Origin of the sequence: Streptomyces laculatispora (assembly GCF_017353455.1) — a bacterium.
Taxonomy (GTDB): domain Bacteria; phylum Actinomycetota; class Actinomycetes; order Streptomycetales; family Streptomycetaceae; genus Streptomyces; species Streptomyces laculatispora.
In genome coordinates, this window is record NZ_JAFMPZ010000392.1 from 1 (window position 1) to 18,710 (window position 18,710).

14 protein-coding genes, 1 tRNA gene and 1 pseudogene are annotated in these 18,710 nt (G+C 71.4%); 8 read left to right on the forward strand and 8 right to left on the reverse strand.

Translation table 11 applies throughout. From position 1 onward, the window contains the following. Nucleotides 1-198: 198 nt before the first annotated feature. Together J1C73_RS20070 and J1C73_RS20075 are read right to left on the reverse strand one after the other, a co-directional pair. Nucleotides 199-1,560 carry an ABC transporter substrate-binding protein gene (locus tag J1C73_RS20070; RefSeq protein ID WP_124285748.1) on the reverse strand — a complete coding sequence of 454 codons (1,362 nt, stop codon included), beginning with the start codon at nucleotides 1,558-1,560 and terminating at the stop codon, nucleotides 199-201. A 102-nt stretch (nucleotides 1,561-1,662) separates the two neighbouring features. Continuing rightward, nucleotides 1,663-2,817 (reverse strand): substrate-binding domain-containing protein, encoded by a 1,155-nt coding sequence (locus J1C73_RS20075; protein ID WP_207317627.1) that lies wholly within the window; start codon nucleotides 2,815-2,817, stop codon nucleotides 1,663-1,665. A gap of 139 nt (nucleotides 2,818-2,956) precedes the next feature. Here J1C73_RS20075 and J1C73_RS20080 point away from each other — a divergent pair, with 139 nt between their 5' ends. Then, nucleotides 2,957-3,724 carry a sulfite exporter TauE/SafE family protein gene (locus J1C73_RS20080; protein ID WP_207317628.1) on the forward strand — a complete coding sequence of 256 codons (768 nt, stop codon included), beginning with the start codon at nucleotides 2,957-2,959 and terminating at the stop codon, nucleotides 3,722-3,724. A gap of 58 nt (nucleotides 3,725-3,782) precedes the next feature. On the opposite strand, the gene J1C73_RS20085 is transcribed toward J1C73_RS20080, so the two are convergent. Both J1C73_RS20085 and J1C73_RS20090 read right to left on the reverse strand, forming a co-directional pair. After that, nucleotides 3,783-5,312 carry an amino acid permease gene (locus J1C73_RS20085; RefSeq protein ID WP_207317629.1) on the reverse strand — a complete coding sequence of 510 codons (1,530 nt, stop codon included), beginning with the start codon at nucleotides 5,310-5,312 and terminating at the stop codon, nucleotides 3,783-3,785. 89 nt (nucleotides 5,313-5,401) lie between these two features. Next, complete coding sequence (locus J1C73_RS20090) at nucleotides 5,402-6,409, reverse strand: hypothetical protein (protein WP_207317630.1); 1,008 nt, start codon at nucleotides 6,407-6,409, stop codon at nucleotides 5,402-5,404. A 321-nt stretch (nucleotides 6,410-6,730) separates the two neighbouring features. Here J1C73_RS20090 and J1C73_RS20095 point away from each other — a divergent pair, with 321 nt between their 5' ends. From J1C73_RS20095 to J1C73_RS20105, 3 genes are read left to right on the forward strand one after another with little or no spacing between them, the layout of a single operon-like run. After that, nucleotides 6,731-8,164, forward strand: a complete 1,434-nt coding sequence (locus J1C73_RS20095) for an FGGY family carbohydrate kinase (RefSeq protein ID WP_207317631.1) — start codon at nucleotides 6,731-6,733, stop codon at nucleotides 8,162-8,164. A 19-nt stretch (nucleotides 8,165-8,183) separates the two neighbouring features. Further along, complete coding sequence (locus J1C73_RS20100) at nucleotides 8,184-9,596, forward strand: NAD(P)/FAD-dependent oxidoreductase (RefSeq protein WP_207317632.1); 1,413 nt, start codon at nucleotides 8,184-8,186, stop codon at nucleotides 9,594-9,596. Further along, nucleotides 9,593-10,819, forward strand: a complete 1,227-nt coding sequence (locus J1C73_RS20105) for an FAD-dependent oxidoreductase (RefSeq protein ID WP_207317633.1) — start codon at nucleotides 9,593-9,595, stop codon at nucleotides 10,817-10,819. Before J1C73_RS20100 ends, J1C73_RS20105 begins: the two co-directional genes overlap by 4 nt. 106 nt (nucleotides 10,820-10,925) lie before the next feature. Here J1C73_RS20105 and J1C73_RS20110 read toward each other — a convergent pair whose 3' ends face one another. Together J1C73_RS20110 and J1C73_RS20115 are read right to left on the reverse strand one after the other, a co-directional pair. Beyond that, complete coding sequence (locus J1C73_RS20110) at nucleotides 10,926-11,246, reverse strand: hypothetical protein (RefSeq protein ID WP_207317634.1); 321 nt, start codon at nucleotides 11,244-11,246, stop codon at nucleotides 10,926-10,928. Between the two features lie 94 nt (nucleotides 11,247-11,340). Continuing rightward, the gene (locus tag J1C73_RS20115) at nucleotides 11,341-11,904 is read right to left on the reverse strand and encodes a DUF309 domain-containing protein (protein WP_207317635.1); all 564 of its coding nucleotides are present in this window, start codon (nucleotides 11,902-11,904) and stop codon (nucleotides 11,341-11,343) included. A gap of 109 nt (nucleotides 11,905-12,013) precedes the next feature. On the opposite strand from J1C73_RS20115, the gene J1C73_RS20120 reads away from it, so the two are divergent. Together J1C73_RS20120 and J1C73_RS20125 are read left to right on the forward strand one after the other, a co-directional pair. After that, entirely contained in the window at nucleotides 12,014-14,647 is a 2,634-nt protein-coding gene (locus tag J1C73_RS20120) for an ATP-binding protein (RefSeq protein ID WP_207317636.1), read from the forward strand. Nucleotides 14,648-14,697: 50 nt separating this feature from the next. After that, nucleotides 14,698-14,771 (forward strand) — tRNA-Pro (locus J1C73_RS20125). A gap of 207 nt (nucleotides 14,772-14,978) precedes the next feature. On the opposite strand, the pseudogene J1C73_RS36075 reads toward J1C73_RS20125, so the two are convergent. After that, nucleotides 14,979-15,431 (reverse strand): annotated as a pseudogene (locus tag J1C73_RS36075) (tyrosine-type recombinase/integrase); the annotation flags it as partial. Between the two features lie 92 nt (nucleotides 15,432-15,523). Between J1C73_RS36075 and J1C73_RS20135 the strand changes: the two are divergent. Together J1C73_RS20135 and J1C73_RS20140 are read left to right on the forward strand one after the other, a co-directional pair. Then, a complete protein-coding gene (locus J1C73_RS20135) occupies nucleotides 15,524-15,781 on the forward strand; it encodes a hypothetical protein (RefSeq protein ID WP_207317637.1) in 258 nt (85 codons plus the stop codon). Between the two features lie 357 nt (nucleotides 15,782-16,138). Further along, nucleotides 16,139-17,920, forward strand: a complete 1,782-nt coding sequence (locus tag J1C73_RS20140; protein ID WP_207317638.1) for an integrase — start codon at nucleotides 16,139-16,141, stop codon at nucleotides 17,918-17,920. 50 nt (nucleotides 17,921-17,970) lie between these two features. Here J1C73_RS20140 and J1C73_RS20145 read toward each other — a convergent pair whose 3' ends face one another. Next, the gene (locus tag J1C73_RS20145; RefSeq protein ID WP_207317639.1) at nucleotides 17,971-18,702 is read right to left on the reverse strand and encodes a transposase; all 732 of its coding nucleotides are present in this window, start codon (nucleotides 18,700-18,702) and stop codon (nucleotides 17,971-17,973) included. Nucleotides 18,703-18,710: the final 8 nt, after the last annotated feature.

Genomic DNA, 18,710 nt, shown 5'->3' on the forward strand with positions numbered 1-18,710 from the left:
GTGCCCGGGGGTGTGGTGGGTTTCGGCGACGCGGCGGAACCGGTCGCCTCCACGGGGGCGGAAGCCGGTGTGGTGAGCGGGCTGGTCATCGGTGTCACCTGCCTCTCTGCTGCTGGGAAGGGGGACGCACTGCGGATCAGCTGCCGGGAAGGGGCGCGGGCTGCGGATCAGCTGCTGCGGACGGGTACGGGCTGTGCGTCAGCTGCTGTGCTCGGTGGCGGACAGACCCAGCGCCCTGAGGTCGGGCATGGTGCCCCGCTGGGCCGCGCGCACCGACTCCAGCACCGACCCCTGGCCGCCGCCCACCCGGGCGAATCCGTCCTGCATGACCTTCTGCGTGGCGGTCATCCGAGGTCCCCACGTCCAGCCGTCCCGGATCTTGTGGGCCTCCTGGTCGAACAGCGTGTAGATGTCCTGGCCGCTGTAGTAGCCGCGGTCGAAGGCCTTGCGGCCGACTGCGACGAGGCCGGGGGCGGCCGGGTACTGGCTGCTGGCTCCGCTGGAGAGCCGGGCCAGCAACGCGTCGGGGTGCGAGACCTGCCACTCGATGAACTCCAGGGCGGCCTCCGGGTGGTCGCTGCTGCTGGTGACCGCGAAGGTCGATCCGCCGTGGGTGCCGAGCGCCGGGTCGGACGCGCCCCACTGGGGGAGCGGGGCGACGGCCCACTTGCCCTTCTGGCCGGGCCGGGCCTTCATCTGCGCCCCCGCGTCCCAGGCGCCGCTGAGCCGGACCAGGACCTCGCCCGAGCTGAGCTGGGCGTCGTAGGCCCTGCTGTCCACCGGGCTCATGACGACCAGGTCCTCGTCGATCATCCGCTGCCAGTACGCCGCCACGCGGCGGGTCGGCTCGTCGGCGAGCGACACGTTCCAGGCGCCGCCGCGGGTGTCGAACCACTGGGCACCGGCCTGCCAGGCGAACGCGGCGAACTGCGACCCGCCGTCCGTGGCGAAGGCCGACAGCCGCCGGCCGGGCGCCTTGGCGCGCACGGTACGGGACGCCTCCTCGAACGCGTCCCAGGTGCGCGGGACCTCGATGCCGTACTCGGCGAAGAGGTCGCTGCGGTAGTGCATCACCATCGGCTCGACGTCGAGCGGCAGGCTGAAGACCCGCTTCTCGAACGTGGTGAGCCCCAGCGCCTGCGGCAGCAGCTTGGCCCGCAGGCCGTCGCTCAGCAGGTCCGTGAGCTCCAGGGCGACTCCGTCGATGGCGAAGCCCGGGACCTGGGGGTACTCGATCGTCGCGACGTCCGGGGCGTTCCCCGCCCGGGAGGCGTTGCTGAGCTTCGCGTACCCGCCCTGGGGCCCCGAGGGGATCTGCTGGAAGTCGACCTGGATCGTGCGGTGCGTCCGGTTGAACGCGTCCACCACCTCCTGGCTCCCGCGCAGGGCGGACCAGAAGGTGACGTGCGTGGCGTTGCGGCCGGTCCTGTTGCCGGCGTCACCGGTCCTGCTCGTGCTGTCGGACCCCGATGTGCCACCGCTGCAAGCGCTCAGTGCGCCCGCCAGCGGTACTGCGGCCATCGTGGCGAGCATGGATCGACGGCTATGTCGACCGGGCATGGGCGCCTCCCGCGGCTCCTGATTGAGGACACGGGGAATCCTGTTCGGCTGATCGGTAGTGGTCAATAGATCGCTCAGAAGAAAATTGAAGCGGTCAAACGATCAGTTCATGGCGAGGGTGACCGTCTGTGCCGATCCGCGGACCTTCAACTCCGGCAGCAACTCCGTCCGGCGCACCGGGCCGGCCGCCCCGGCCGCTCCGGAAAGCCGGTGGAGCAGCAGCTCGGCAGCCGCCCTGCCGATCTCCGCCTTGGGTGGCGCCACCGCGGTCAGCGGCGTGCTGCCGAGGGCCGCGACCACATCGTCGTACGCCACCACCGAGCAGTCCCGGGGCACCTGCACACCGCTCTCGGCCAGGCGTTGCACCAGCATCAGCGCGTCCACGTCGCCGTGCAGCACGGCCGCCGTGGCGCCGCGCTCGCGCAGCAGCGCGGCGAGATCGGGCGCGTGGCCGCTGCCCGGGGAGACCACCTGCGCCGGTCCCGATTCGTCCGGGCCCGGTCCTGGCACCGCGTTCGGCGAACTCAGCACCACCGTCCAGTCCTCCACCTCGGGGCGGCCGGCCGCGATCTGGGCGAACGCGGCACGTACGGTGCGTGCCGTCGGGCTGTCGTCGCGGGCGGCCAGCACGATCCGGCGATGGCCCAGCGCCACCAGATGCTCCACGGCGAGGTGTGTCCCGTACCAGTGGTCCGAACAGACGGAGTCCAGGGCGTGCAGGGCGCTGCCCGGCCGGGGCCGCCGCTCCATCAGCACGGTCGGCACCTCCACGTCCGCCAGCCAGCCGTAGTCCTGTTCCTCGGAGAGCGCGTTGCGCCATCGCGGGGCGATCAGCAGCCCGCGCGCCCCGTCCGCCAGCGCCCGCTCCACCAGCGGCCGTTCGGCACCGGCCGACTGCGGTGCGATGTGCAGCGCGATCCGGATCCCGGCCTCCTCCAGCACGCTCCGGGCGCCGTGCAGCGTCTCGTACAGGTACGAATGCCGCTCCGGCACGACCAGGGCGACCGCGCCGCCCTCACCGGCCGGCTCGCCGCCCCGCGCGGCCGGCACGACCGCGGCTCCCGCCGGCTCCCGCAACGGCCTGGCCACGCCGTGACCGCGCCGCAGCCGCCCGGCCCGGGTCAGCTCCTCGACATCCCGCCGTACCGTGACCACAGAGACGTCCAGTTCGGATGCGAGCACGCTGACCTTGACCGCGCCGCGCGACTCCACCACCGCCATGATCCGCTGACGCCTGAGTTCAACCGGCTCCCGCATGCTGCTGGCCCCCTCGCCGTACCGCTGCGCTTTGTGCGTTTGAACGCTTCGTGTGAGCGCTTGGAGCGCAGCATAGCCATGCCGGTTCCCCGGCTGGGTGACGGCCGGGAACCATGGCAGATTACGATCTGTTCCTGGCATGGACACACTCACCCTCTGGCAACTGGCGGCGCTGGCCGCGGCATCCGCGCTCGTCGGCTTCTCCAAGACGGCCGTCAGCGGTGCCAATACGATCAGTCTCGCGGTCTTCGCGGCGGTGCTCCCCGCCCGCGAGTCCACCGGAGTGCTGCTCCCGGTCCTCATCGCCGGTGATGTGCTCGCCGTACTCACCTACCGCCGCCACGCGCACTGGCCGACGCTGCTGCGGCTCTTCCCCGCCGTCGCCGTCGGCGTGGTGGCGGGCACGCTGTTCATGATGTGGGCCGGCGACGCCGCAGTGCGGACCTCGATCGGCGCGATCCTCGTCTTCATGGCGGGAGTCACGCTCTGGCGGCGCCGCACCGCGGCCGGGAGCGGGGAGCCGTCGGCGGACGCGGGCCCGCCGGCCGTGGCCGAGCGGCTCAAGGCCCGCTCGTACGGGGTGCTCGGCGGCTTCACCACCATGGTCGCCAACGCGGGCGGCCCCGTCATGTCGCTCTATCTGCTCTCCGCCGGGTTCCGCAAGCTCGGCTTCCTCGGCACCTCGGCGTGGTTCTTCCTGATCGTCAACACCTCGAAGGTGCCGTTCAGCGTGGGCCTCGGACTGATCGACGCCCGGTCGCTGCTGCTCGACGCCTGCATGCTGCTGTTTGTGCTCCCCGGCGCCTGGATCGGCCGCACGTGCGTGGACCGGATCAACCAGACACTCTTCGAACGTCTCGTCATCGGGGCGACCGTGCTGGGCGGCCTCCAACTGCTGCTGAACTGACGGCGGCCCTCCCGGATCGCGAGGATCCGGAAGGGCCGGCAGCCGGCGGCCCGGCGGATCAGATGATGCCTTCCTCGATCTCCGCCTGCTCACGGGCGCTGCCGTAAGCCGACGGCGTGCTGTACGAACCCCGAGCGACGAACCACCACACGGTGGCCAGCACCAGCACGGCGACCAACGCGATCGACGCGTAGTTCATCGAGTCGATCGTCACCGGCGACGACTGCGGCAGCAGGAACAGCACGGTCACGATGGCGACCCACACCACGGCGATCCAGCCGACCGGCTTCGACCAGCGGCCCAGGTGCCACGGCCCGCGCTCGAAACGGTCACCCGCACGCAGCTTCAGGAAGATCGGGATCGCGTAGGCGGGCGTGATGCCGATGACGTTGATCGCGGTCACCGCACCGTACGCGGTCGCGGAGTACAGCGAAGGAACGGCGAGCAGTCCGGCGACGACGACCGACAGCCACACCGCGTTCACCGGCGTCTGCGTGCGGGCGCTCACCTTGCGCCACAGCGCGGAGCCCGGCAGCGCGTTGTCCCGGCTGAAGGCGAACACCATCCGGCTGGCGGCTGCGACCTCGGCGTTGCCGCAGAACAGCTGCGCCGCGATCACGATCAGCAGCATGGCCGTGGCGCCCGAGGTGCCCAGCGCGTCGATCAGGATCTGGGCCGGCGGCACTCCGGTGGCGCTCTCCTGGGTGCCCGCGTAGTCCTGGATCGCGAACGTCAGCCCGGCGAGCAGCACGAAGCCGGCCAGCCACGAGACCCAGATCGAACGGACGATGCCGCGGGGCGCCGAGACCGAGGCGTCCGAGGTCTCCTCGGACAGGTGGGCGGAGGCGTCGTAGCCGCAGAAGGTGTACTGGGCCAGCAGCAGACCGATCGCGGCCACGTAGAGCGGGTTCTCCCAGCCGGTGTCATTGACGAACTCGGTGAAGACGAATGACGGCGACTGGTGGTGCGAGGGGACGATCGCCAGCACGGAGACGATCACCGCGACGCCGGCCAGGTGCCACCACACACTTATGGAGTTGAGCACGCTGACGAGCCGGACACCGAAGAGGTTCAGCACGGCGTGCAGCAGCAGGATGCAGAGGAAGATGATCATTGTCTTGCCCGGAGTGGGAGTGAAGCCCCACTGCAGATTCATCAGCGCACCGGTGAACAGCGCGGCACCGTAGTCGATACCGGCGATCGCGCCGAGCAGCCCGAGCAGATTCAGCCAGCCGGTGTACCAGCCCCACTTGCGGCCGCCGAGCCGGTCCGCCATGTAGTAGAGCGCCCCGGACGTCGGGTACGCGCTGGTGACCTCGGCGAGCGCCATGCCCACGCAGAGCACGAACAGACCGACCCCGGCCCAGCCCCACAGCATCACCGCGGGCCCGCCGGTCGACATGCCGAAGCCGTACAGGGTCATGCAGCCGGACAGGATCGAGATGACGGAGAAGCTGATGGCGAAGTTGCCGAAGCCGCCCATCCGCCGCGCGAGCACCGGCTGGTAGCCGAGCTCGCGCAGCCGCTGTTCCTCGTCCTTGGGTGCGTGGGCCTCGGAACCCGTGTGGGGCGAGGTGGATAGGGACATGGGGGACCTCCGTGAGCGGTGACGTTGCGGGGACTGGGAGAGACGGTGCGGGTGACAGGAAGAGGGCGCGGGGCGGTGCGGGCTCCGGCTCAGCCGTGCGGTCCCCTGCCTGGGTCGCGGGCCGCGGCCAGGGCGCGGCCGCGGGCGCGCAGGAACACTTCCTCGGCGCCGCCGGGGTCCTTGGGCGTACGGGTGCGGTACGCCCAGGGCAGCGAGGTGAAATAGGGGCCGAGCTCCCTGAACACCGGCGCCGCGTCGGCGAACTGGAGCGCGCCCCACAGGGCGTGCGCCAGATAGTTGAGGTCGAGCAGGGTGTGGCTGGGCGCGGACGTGCGCAGGAACCAGATGTCCAGAGCGCGGACGGCGTCGCGCTCCGCGTCCTCGGTGACCCAGTGCAGGTCCAGCGCCTTCTCATGGCCGCGTTCGCGACGGTAGCGCTCGACCCGCACGTACAGCGGAAGCACGTGCAGAGCGGACCCGTCGGGCGCCGAGGAGGCCGCCCACTGAACGAAGTTGACCGCTTCGGAGAGGGTGCCACCGGCCTTGCGCGCGTAGACGAACTGCAGCATCCGGTGATAGGCCTCGCGGTTGAACGGATCGCGCTTGTCCGCCTCCGCCAGCAGACCCCACGGCCCCGGGAAGAGCATGGGCCCCGGCGGATGCAGCCGGTGCTCCTCCAGCCGCTGGCGTTCGTCCAGCTGGGAGAGGGCCAGCAGGCACACCCAGGGCACGGGGTCCGCGGGCGAGGCATGGGCGGCCGAGCGGCACGCCTCCCAGGCCTGCTGCCACAGCTCCTGCGCGCGGCGGTGCCCCTCGCGGTGAGCCCGGACGGCCCGCTCCACGACGACCCGGGCGTGCATCACGGCGGCCGCGACGCTCCGGGGCTCCTCGGTCAGCCAGGCCTGTACCGCGTCCGACCCCGCGGCAACCGCTCCGAGCACCTGGGTGCGCTGGGTCCACAGGGTCCAGTCCGGCGTGCTCTCCAGCAGATTGCGCATGGAGAGCCAGCGGCCGGTCCGTAAATCCTGTAACGCGGAACGGAGTTCATTGTCGTGGCCGGCCGGGTGGTAAACCGGCCGGAAATCACTGTTGGCCATGGATGCGCTCTGGGCGTGGTGTCGGTCTCATCGATCCTCTAGGACGTGGGGGGTGATGCAGCTGTTGAAATATGAACTGCTGTAAGGCGTCCGCTTGTTGCTCGGCGGTGAGTGTAGAGCCCGTTGCGTCGAACTCCCGAATGATTCGTGGATCTTATTCAAGTCGCCTCGGTCAACCGGAGGTTGAGCGTTGAAGGAGGGTTCCGGGCATAGGCTTTACGGGTGCTTGACGGAACCGCCGGGCTGCACCACTCTGGGTTTCCGCAACCGAAGATCACGATTCCGTTCAAGCGCCGGAGCTTGCGTACCACTGGAGAGCCGATGACAGGTCCGGTACTCGCTGTGGACCAGGGGACCTCCGGCACCAAGGCGCTGGTGATCTGCCCGGAGCGGGGCGTGATCGGTTCCGGTTCGGCTCCGGTGCGCCCCCGGTTCGGCTCCGGCGGAGTGGTCGAGGCCGACCCCGCCGAGCTGTACGGCTCGGTCGTCGACGCCGGAACGCGGGCCCTGGCCGAAGCGGGTGAACCGGTGGCCGCCGTCGGGCTCGCCAATCAGGGCGAGACCGTGCTCGCCTGGGATCCGGACACCGGAAGGCCGCTCACCGACGCAATCGTCTGGCAGGACCGCCGGGCCGCCGGGCTGTGTGGCGAACTCGCCGTGCATGAAGAAGAGTTGAAAGAACTGACCGGGCTGCCCCTCGACCCCTATTTCGCCGCCCCGAAGATGGCCTGGATCCGCCGCGAACTGACCCGCGAGGGAGTCGTCACCACCAGCGACTCCTGGCTGGTCCACCGGCTCACCGGTGCGTTCGTCACGGACGCCGCGACGGCCGGGCGCACCCAGCTGCTCGATCTCGACCGGGTCGGCTGGTCACCCGCCGCCCTGGACATCTTCGGCCTCGGCGGCGAACGGCTGCCGTCGGTGGTCGACGCCGCCGGAGTGTTCGGAACGACGACCGCGTTCGGCGGCGAGCTCCCGCTGACCGGACTCCTCGTCGACCAGCAGGCCGCCCTGCTGGCACAGAGCGCGCTGGAGCCGGGAACCGCCAAGTGCACCTACGGCACGGGTGCGTTCCTGCTGGCCCAGACGGGCCCGGCGCCGCGCCGCAGCTCCACCGGACTGGTCAGCTGCGTCGCCTGGCGGCTCGGCGGGCAGACCAGCTACTGCCTGGACGGGCAGGTCTACACGGCGGCCTCAGCGGTGCGCTGGCTCACCGACCTCAAGGTGATCTCCGGCGCCGCAGACCTCGACCCGGTCGGCGGCTCCGTCCCCGACTCCGGGGGCGTCACCTTCGTACCGGCGCTCGCCGGGCTCGCCGCCCCCTGGTGGCGCGGCGACCTGCGAGGTTCGGTGACCGGGCTGAGCCTGGACACCACCGCGGGCCATCTGGTGCGGGCCCTGTGCGAGGGCATCGCCGCACAGGTGGCCGAGCTGGCCGAAGCGGTGGCGGCGGATCTGGGGGCGCGGCCCGGGGTGCTGCGCGTCGACGGCGGGCTGACCCGCTCCGCGCTGCTCATGCAGACCCAGGCCGACCTGCTGCAACGGCCCGTCGAGGTGTCCGCGCTGCCCGACGTCACCGCGCTCGGTGTGGGGGCCGTGGCCCGGCTCGGCCTCGATCCGGGGCTCTCCCTGCGGCAGGCCGTGCCCGACTGGGAACCGGCCGCGGTGTACGAGCCGAGGATCGGCCCCGCCGAGGCGGCCGAGCGCCTCGCCGGATTCCGCGCGGCCGTCGACACGCTCCTGGAGCGGTCGTGACAACGGCCCGGACCGGCCGATGAACCGCACCGTCACGACGGCCGGGCAGCCGCTGCCCGACGGCCCGCCCTACGACGTCACGGTCATCGGAGCCGGTGTGGTCGGCACCGCGATCGCCCGTGAGCTGGCCCGTCACCGCGTCCGTAGCGCCCTCGTCGAGGCCTCGGACGACATCGGCAACGGCACGTCCAAGGCCAACACCGCGATCCTGCACACCGGGTTCGACGCCGTGCCCGGTTCGCTGGAGGCCCGGCTGGTACGCGAGGGGCAGCGCAGACTCGCTGCGTACGCCGCAGAGACGGGCATCCCCGTCGAACGTGTCGGCGCCCTCCTCGTGGCCTGGGACGAGGAACAACTCGACGCGCTTCCGGACCTGTTGGCGAAGGCCGAGCGAAACGGCTACCACGCTGCACGGCTGCTGGACGCGGGCCGGCTCGCCGAGCTCGAACCGCACCTGGGGCCGGGCGCGCTCGGCGCACTGGAGATTCCCGACGAGTCCGTGATCTGCCCCTGGACCACCCCGCTCGCCTTCGCCACCCAGGCAGTCCTGGCCGGCGTCCATCTGCACCTGGACTGCCGCGTCACGGGCATCGAGTCCAGCACCGGCATCCACACCCTGACCACCACCCGCGGCCCGGTCCGCACCCGTCAGCTGATCAACGCGGCGGGACTGCACGCCGACGAGATCGACCGGCTGCTCGGGCACGACGCCTTCACCGTCACCCCGCGCCGCGGACAGCTCATCGTCTTCGACAAGCTCGCGCGCGATCTCGTCCGCCATATCCTGCTGCCCGTTCCCACCGCGGCGGGCAAGGGCGTCCTGGTGGCACCGACCGTCTTCGGCAACGTACTGCTCGGCCCGACCGCCGAGGACCTCGACGACAAGGCCGCCACCGAGTCGACCGAGGACGCCATCGCGCTGCTGCGGGAGAAGGGCCGCAGGATCCTGCCGCGGCTGATCGACGAGGAGGTCACCGCCGTCTACGCGGGGCTGCGCGCGGCCACCGGCCACGAGGACTACCGGATCAAGGAGTACCCGGACCGGCGCTACATCGCCGTGGGCGGCATCCGGTCCACCGGGCTGACCGCCTCCATGGCCATCGCCGCACACGTCACCGCCCTCCTCGCCCGGACCGGTCTCGGTCTCGGCGCACCGGCCGGACTGCCGCCCGTCACCATGCCGGACCTCGGCGAGGCGACCGACCGCCCCTACCTGGACGCCGGACTCATCGCCGGGGACCCCGCCTACGGCACCGTGGTCTGCCACTGCGAACGCGTCACCGCGGGCGAGGTCCGCGACGCACTGGCCTCCGTGCTGCCGCCGCGCTCGGCAGAAGGGCTGGCGCGCAGGACGCGGGCCGGCAACGGGCGCTGCCAGGGCTTCTACTGCGGGGCCGGGCTCCGCGCGCTCATCGAGGAGGCGCGGACATGACCCGTCGCGAGCGGACGGTCGATGTGCTGGTCGTCGGCGCGGGCCCCGCCGGACTCGGCGCGGCGGCCGAACTCGCCGCGTCCGGCGCACGGGTGGAGGTGCTGGAGCGTGAACAGAGCACCGGCGGAATCCCGCGCCACTGCCACCACGGCGGCTTCGGCAGTCGCCGGACCTCCGGCGGCGTGAGCGGGCCCGAGTACGCCCTGCGCTGCACAGCCGCCGCCGACCGGGCCGGCGCCACCCTGCGCACCGGCATCACCGTCACGGGCTGGGCCGGACCCCGCACCCTCGACGCCACCGGACCGGGCGGACTGGAACGGATCACCGCCCGCGCCGTCCTCCTCGCCACCGGCGCCCGGGAACGCCCCCGCAGCGCCCGGCTCGTCCCCGGCACCCGCCCCGCCGGCGTCTACACGACCGGGGAGCTCCAGCAGGCCGTCCACCTCCACCACCAGTACATCGGTACGCGCGCGGTGGTCGTCGGCGACGAACCCGTGGCCCATGCGGCGGCCGGCACCCTGCGCGTCGCCGGAGTCGAGGTGGCCGCCCTGGTGACCGGCCAGCCGCCGGAACCCCTCGCCGCGATGCGCCGGCGCCCCGGCGCCCCGGTGCTCAGCCGCACCACCGTGACCGGCCTGACCGGGCGCGGGCGGCTCACCGGCGTCACGGTGCGCCACCACGACGGCCGGACCACGACGCTCCGCTGCGACACCGTGGTCTTCACGGGCGACTGGATCCCCGACCACGAACTGGCCCGGCGCGGCGCGGTCGCCCTGGACCCCGGCACCCGCGGCCCCGCCCACGACGCCTCGTACCGCACCGGCGAGCAGGGCGTCTTCGCCGTCGGGAATCTGCTGCACGCGGTGGAGAGCGCGGGCACCGCGGCGGCCGAGGGGCGGGCCGTCGCCGCCCCCGTACTGCGCCACCTCGCCACCGGGTCCTGGCCCGCCGGCCGTACGGCGCTCACGGTCGCGGCCCCGCTGACCTGGATCGCGCCCAATCTCATCGGCCCCGACGCCGACCGGCCGCTGAACAATCGCTTCGTCCTGCGCACCGAGCGGCGGCTGACCGCCCCGCTGCTGGAGGTCCGTCAGAACGGGCGGCTGCTGCACCGGCAACGGCTGCTGCTGCCCGCCCGGCCCGGCCTCCCCGTCCACCTGTCCGCCGACTGGCTGGACCGGGCGGACCCACACGGCGACACCGTACGGATCTCCGTGCGCTGAGCGCGCGGGGGCGGCGGCGGTCAGGGTCCGCGAGCGCCGGCCCGGCGGCAGGACGGCAGCGCTCGGGAGCCTGCCGTTCAACCGGCCGGGGCAGGGCGGCAGCGGATCACGGAATCAGCAGCCAGTCCGCACCGATCGCCGCCACCAGACCGATGCCCAGCAGCCAACTGCCGAGCCGGGTACGGCCGTTGCGGCTCAGCTCGATCACGATCCCGCACAGGATCAGCGCCAGCCCGTACACCCCGACCACCAGGACGGAGGACCGGCTCGCGATCCGCAGCCCCAGGACGACCGCCATCGCGGCCATGCCGACGGAGGACAGGGCGATGCGCAGCCGTCTCGCCTGACGTGGCGTCAGGCGACGCTCCCCGGCGTCGGGGGCGGCTATCGGGGTGTCCACGGCCTGGTCCTGGTCAGAAGTGCTCATGACGCGGGATGGTAATAGCTTCGCGCTGCCCTGTTCGCCGCTCTCGGTCAAAGGGAGGGAAAGGACGCGTGTCCGGCGCCCGCCACCGTCCGGACTACCGGCGGCCGGCCCGCAGGCGCGGCGCCTCGACAGTGGCGTCGACGGGCCCCGCGCCCGGCTCCTCCACCCGCCCGGCCAGCTCCCGCGCCCAGCCGATCAGCGCACGGACACCGATCCCGTGCGCCGAGGAGCCGGGGGAGTCGCCGGCAGCGGCGTCCTCGGGCGGGCCGGGGACGCCGGATGCGCCCGTACCGCCGTGCTCGCCGAACTCCGCGAGTGCCGCCGCGCCCCGCCGCAGCAGCCGCGCCCCGCCCGTCACATTGCCGCGGGCGGCATGGGTCAGGCCGACAGCCAGCTGGGCCAGTCCGCGCCACAACTCCCGTTCCGCCACGGGGCCCGACTTCCACGCGTCCTCGAAGACCTCATGGGCGTGGAACGGCATCCCGGCGTCCAGCAGCCGCTGTGCCTCCCGGACGGTCTCCTCCGGGGAACGGACCACACCCTCGGGCTGCCGCTCCACTCCCGGCGAGCCGTAGGGCAAGGGGCGCCCCAGCCCGTCGCGGGGGCGCGCGTTGTGCGCCCGGCCTTCGGTGTCGCGGTCCCTGCGAGTCTCGTCCACCCCTCGATTGTGCCTCGCACCTGCGGAGAACTCCCCGAACCACTGTTGGTGGGCCCCCGCGCACGACTATTCTCGACAGTTGTCCGTACCACTTTGGGGGAGGGTAGGCATGAAACCGTCCCGGCCGCTGTACGAGCGCGAACCGGAACTCGCCGCCGCCGCGCAAGCCGTCGACGCACTCTGCGGCGCTCAGGCGTCCGGCGGGCTGCTGATCTTCAGCGGTGAAGCAGGCATCGGCAAGACAGCGCTGCTGGCCGAGATCCAGGCCATGGCAGCCGACCGGTGCACCGTCTGGTCCGCACGAGGCGGCGAGACCGTCACCTCCGTACCGTTCCACGTCGTACGCCAACTGCTGCAGCCCGCACTGGAACAGCTCCCCGCCGACGACGTACGCGCACTGTTCGGGGCCTGGTACGAGATCGCCGCACCCGCCCTGGGACTCGTCGAGCCGACCGGTCCGCAGCCCGATCCGCAGGGTGTGCGCGACGGCCTCGACTGGGTCGTCTCACGGCTCGCCTCCCGGCTGAGCCACCGCCCGCTGCTGCTCCTCATCGACGACGCGCACTGGGCCGACGGCGAATCCCTCGCCTGGCTGGCCTCGTTCACCGCCCGGCTCGGTGAACTGCGGGTCCTCGTCGTCCAGGCGCACCGCCCGGAGGAGCTCGCCGCCCGGGAAGCGGCGCGCACCGCTGCGGGCGGTCATCCCGCGCAGGTGCGGGTCGCCCTGCGGGCCCTCACTCCGGACGCCACCGCCGAACTGGTCCGCGCGGGCCTCGGCGAGCACGCCGACGACCCGTTCTGCCGCGAGGTCTGGGCCGTCACCGGCGGCAACCCGTACGAGGCGGTCGAACTCGTCGCCAAGGTCCAGGACCGCCAGCTGGCGCCGCTGGAGGAGTCCGCCGGGCTGCTGCGCGAACTCGGTGCCTCGGCCCGCGGCAGCGGACTCGTCGCCCGGCTCGAACGGCTCGGCACCAACGCCAACCGGTTCGCCTGGGCCGCGGCAGTGCTCGGCACCGACATCTCCCAGGACCTCGCCGCGACCCTGGCCGGAATGAGCCCGGCGGAGGCGGCGGACTGCACGGCCCGGCTGCGCGAGGCCCGTATCGTCAGCGGCTTCGACCCGCTGGAGTTCGTGCACCCGCTGATCGCCACCGCCGTGTACCGCTCGATCCCGCCGGCCACGCGCACCGCCATGCACGGCAGGGCGGCCTGGGCGATCACCCGGGCCGGTCTCGGCCCCGCCGCGGCCTCCCGGCATCTGCTCGAAGTCCATCCGGACGACGACCACGAGCTGGTCGAGCAACTCCGGGCAGCCGCCGGCCAGCACCTCGCGGTCGGTGCACCCGAGGCGGCCCGCCGCTGTCTGGAACGGGCTCTTCAGGAACCGCCGCGCCACGATGTGCGCGCCACCCTGCTCTACGAACTGGGCTGTGCCACGCTGCTCAGCTCGCCGCCCACCACCGTGCAGCATTTACGGGCCGCGCTCGACCTTCCCGGTCTCGCCGACGACCTGCGGGTCGACGCCACCTTCCGGCTCGCCGCCGCGCTGTCGCACAACAACCAGCTGAAGGAGGCGGCGCTCGCCCTCGCGGCCGAGGCCGAGCGCACCGCGCCCGGCCCCGGTCTGATGCGGCTGCAGGCCGCGCACTTCCTCTGGGAGGGCATGCAGGCGACCGAGGAGGACGGTGCGGGCCGCTCGCGCAGGCTCGCCGCGAACGCCGACCACCTCACCGGCCGGGACAACGCCGAGCGGGCGCTGCTCACCCTGCGGGCCTTCGACGCCATGCTGCGCGGCGAGAACTCCCAGCTGATCGTCGACCTCTGCGAACGCGCCCTGGTCAACGGCCATCCCGCCCGTGGTCTCGGCTGGACCGATACGGAATGGGGCTTCGAACTCCCCACCCTGCTCGGCATCACCTACGCCTTCACCGACCGCCTCGACCGCGCCGAGGAACTCTTCGGCGAAGCGGTGCGTGCTTTCGAGATCTCCGGCTGGAGCGGCGCCCACCTCGCCTTCGCCCACACGCTCCTCGGCCTGGTGAACCGCCGTCGCGGCCGCCTCGCCGAGGCGGAGGGCTTCCTGCGCGAGGGGCTCCGTCTCGCCGACCGTGTCGGCAGCGGACTGCCCGTCCACTGGGACGCCGCCTGTCTGCTCATCGACACACTGCTGGCCCGAGGCCGCGTCACCGAGGCGCGCAAGATCGCCGACCAGTACGACTTCGGCCTGCCCTACCCCAGCGCCATGGTGCTCCCGGACGCACCGTGCGTCCGGGGCCGCCTGCTGCTCGCCGAAGGCCGTATCAAGGAAGCCGTCACCGAACTGGAAGCCGCCGGTCAGGCCCTCGAACCGCGCGGCAGGTTCAACGGTATCTGGGGCCCCTGGGCCGGCGACCTGGCACGCGCACTGGCCGACGAGGACCCGGGCCGCGCCGCCCGGATCGCCAACTCGGCCCGGGTGCACGCCGAGCGGTTCGGAACGGATACCGCGATCGGCGAGGCACTGCGCTGCGTCGCGATCTTCGCCCGTCCGGAGGAGGCCGAACGCCTGCTGGGCGAGGCGGTCCGCCATCTGGAGGCGTCGCCGTCCCGGTACGAGTTCGCACTCGCCCTCGTCGAGCACGGCATCGCGACCCGCTCCCCGAGGGAACTCGCGCGGGCGCACAAGCTGGCCACGGCCTGCGGCGCGGAATCCCTGGCGACTCGCGCCCAGCAGGCACGGGCGTCGATCCGGTCCACCGAGTGAGGTAATGTTTGTCCTGCGCAGCCGCCCGGGAACACCGGGGGGAATCGCAGCGGGACGTGGCGCAGCTTGGTAGCGCACTTGACTGGGGGTCAAGGGGTCGCAGGTTCAAATCCTGTCGTCCCGACTTGAGAAAGTCGAGGTCAGGGCCGGTTTCGGAGTAATGCGAAACCGGCCCTGACCGTTTTTGGGGACCAGCTGGGGACCAGCGTCCTTGACTGGGGCAGCGGGTCATGACTATGGGGCTCGGCAGCGAGCGTGGTGCGCGCAGCGCGTTGAAGTGGGCCGAGAGCGCCGCTCCGGCTGCTGTGATCTTGTGTACGTCGGGGTGCAGGTAGCGCTGGGTGGTGGTCAGGGAACCGTGGCCGGCGATCCTGCGAAGGACGTGTACGGGGACTCCGGCGTCGGCGAACCAGGTCAATGCGGTGTGCCGGAGGTCATGGCGGCGCAGATGTTCGTAGCCGAGCTTGGTGACTACGTCGTCCCAGTGTGTGGCGTCACGCAGGACGGCGGTGGAGATGCGTCCGCCTCGTGGGCCAGTGAACAGCCGGGCGTCGGGATCGGGGCCGGCCGACAGGATGCGCTGGGCGACGAGAGGGCGAATCTCCTCGACGATGGGAACCTTGCGGGCCCGCTTGCCCTTGGTGCCCTTGTCGGTCAGTCCGCCGGGCGCGGGTGTGGTCTGGCGCCGCACGGTCCAGATCCACTGGGTCGTGTCGATGTCCCCGACGCGACAGCCTGAGATCTCTCCGATTCGTGCGGCGGTGCACGCGGCGAAGGTGACCACCTCTCCCCACCCCCGGTACTGGTCGTGGGATGCGGCGACGAGTGCGTCGGCCAGTGCGATGAGCGTCTCCCAGTTGGGGAGGGCCAGCGCGCGTGGGTCGAGCAGTTCGTCCTCGGCCAGCTTGTAGAGCTTTTGCCCTGCAGCACAAGCCCGGCACCCACGAGAGCATCTACGTTCTGCCTGACGAGAACGTCCAGGAGGCCGCCGTCGACGTCATCGCGGCGGGCGCCGAGGAGGCCCTCGAACAGGCCCGCGACTACACCTTCCACGGGCGTCTGACGGACGCGGCCAACGAGGCCCACCAGGAGACCGCGACGGCGGACTGCGCGGATGAGGACAACAGCCCCTGACCGGACCCGAACGGCGGGTGCGGCGCCGACTTCCTGCTCTGCCTGTCCTGCGAGAACTCCCGGGTCCACACCGGCCACCACCCGCGCCTCGCGCTTCTGCGCCGGCAGCTGATCTCGCTTCGTTCCGCCTGGCCCGAGAAACTCTGGCGCGAGCGCTGGGACGAACATCTCCAGCGACTCGATGACCTGCGGTCAAAGGTCAACGAGAGCACCTGGGATGCCGCACTGGGCCGGGTAACCGACCGCGACCGGATGATCATCGACCACCTGCTCGAGGGAGACCTGGCCCCGTGACGACCGCACTGTCCATCGAGGCCGATCCTTACATCCTGCCGCTCCCGGGACAGCCCGGTCGTCATGGAACGGTGGATCAGCGTCGGCAACACCCACGTCAACTCCGTCTACAGCGACGACATCTGGTCGCTGGGCCCGCTGACCGACAACCCCGGGGACAGCATCCACAAGATCAATCTGAGGAAGTGCCCGGCCACCTTGCGGAGCGAGGTCCGTCGTGTCCTCTGGGTCCTGATCAACGGCGAGCTGCGCCCCACCTACTTACGGGAACGCGGCTTTCAGAACCGGACACGCGACGGCGTGACCAGCATGCGCGACAACATCATCCAGTGGATGAAGTTCGTACGCTGGATCGACCGACAAGGCGTGTCCCAGCTCAGCGACTGCACCACGGAGCACTGGAAGGCGTACGCCGCCAAGTACGCCAGCGGCTGTACGCGCGGTCATGCCCTGACGATTCTGCGCTGGCTCTCGGACCTGTGGGCCTTCGACCAGCTCTCGGCCAGGCCCTGCGGCATTACGCGTCCTCCCTGGGAGGACGAGGGCATCGACGACTATCTACCCGCCGAGACGGGAGAGGCAGGCGGGGAGAACAAGACCGAGCCGCTGGATCCGACCGTGATCGGCCCTCTGCTCACCTGGTCGATCCGTCTGGTCGAGGACTTCTCCGGCGACATCCTGGCTGCCTGGGACGAACGCCGCCGCATGCACGCACAGGTGAAAGCCGCCAAGACCACCCGCGAGGGCCTGGCAGCTCTCAAGAGCTATTTGCTGCCTCTGATCAACTCCGGTGCACCGCTGCCCGCCACCGTGAGCCGGCTGCATGGCGTCACACTGTCCCACCACTACGTCGCCGCGGTCACCGGGTGCAGCCGGACCCAAGTCCAGACCATCGTCGCCCGGCGCGGACTCTACCGACTCGCGGCTCAGCGGCCTGGCCCCAGCCCGATGCAGGTGCCGGTTACGGGCCGGATCGAGGGACGGCCATGGCGCGAGTTCATGGACTACGAGGAGACGCCGATCCTGGTGCGGCACCTGGCTACGGCAGCCGCAATCGTGATCTTGTACTTGACCGGGATGCGCTCCCAGGAGGCACGGTCGCTGCGATCCGGCTGCTGCCCCGACCCGCAACCGAATCCCGACGGCTCCATGCCGCGGCATCTGATCCGCTCCCACCACTACAAGAACGTACGTGACTCCGACGGGCACCATGTCTCCGCCGGCGAGGAGCGGGCAGTCCCATGGGTCGCGATCACTCCGGTCGTCAACGCCATCCGCGTCCTGGAACGCATCGTCCCCAAGGGCGAGCTCTTGTTCAGCTCCACCCACCACGACATCGTCTCCCAGCGAAGGCACCACGGTGCGCTGAAGCGGGCCACGCTGGATCGCCGCGTCGAGGACCTCGTGTCGTGGATCAACCAGGAGGCCACTGCTCAGGGCCTGCCGGCTCAACGGGTACCGGAGGACCCGCACGGCAACCTTGGATTGAGCCGTCTGCGCAGAACCCTGGCCTGGCACATCGCCCGCCGGCCCGGTGGCCTGGTCGCCCTCGCCATCCAGTACGGACACATGCGCACCGCCCTGGATGCCCGCACCTCCAGCGGCTACGGCAGCCGCGAGCGCAGAGGCTTCCACGGAGAACTCGACGTCGAGACCGCCCTCGCCGCAGCGACCACCGCTGCACGTCTGCGCGACGCCACGGCGGCCGGCGAGAAGATCTCCGGCCCGGCAGCGCGGCGGGCAATTGTCGGAGCGGCCTCGATCCCCAGCTTCGAAGGCGCCCTGACCACCCCGAAGGCCGCCGCTAAGTTCCTCGCGCGCGATGGCCTAAGTCCTGTCCCGTAAATGGTCCCTGAGGAGTGTGGGCGTGGTCGGTGGCCGGCCCGACCGCTCGTTTATCCGGCGAGGTTGAGGTTGTGCAGGCGAGCGATTCCGCGCATGGCGTGGTGGACGCCGTCGCCTCTGAGACGGCAGTCGCGGAGGATCTTCCAGGTCTTCATGCGGGCGAAGACGTGCTCGACGCGGGCGCGGACCTGCTTGTGGGACTTGTTGTGAGCCTGCTTCCAGCCAGGCAGTTCCTCGCCTTTGCGGCGACGGTGGGGCATCACGAGCCCGGTACCCGGATAGCCGCCGTCGGCGATCGTCATGGTCTTGCCGACGGCGGCCTTCGCGCCGGACTCCTCCCACGCCTTGCAGTCGTTGCGGTTGCCGGGCAGGGGCCGGCCGACCACCACAACGAGCCGGGTGTCGGCGTCGATGACGACCTGGTGGTTGGTGGAGTACCGGTAGTTCTTGGACTGCTCGGCGATGGTGTGGTCGCGGGTGGGCACCAGGGTGCCGTCCACGATGAGCACGGTGTCCTTTTGGAACCGCTTGCGCGGCTGCAGTGCGAGCGACGGGCCGAGGTGATCGATGATGCGGTCTGCCGCGGATTTTGAGATACCGAAGAGCGGAGCAAGCTGGCGCATGGTCAGGTTCGTGCGCCAGTAGGCCGCGACAAGCAGCACCCGGTCTTCCAGCGGAAGGGACCACGGGCGGCCCTTGCGGACCGAATCCGCACCCTCGCGGCGCAACGCAGTCACCAACTTACCGAAGACACGCGGGCTCAGGCCCGTGAACGGGGCTATCCAGACAC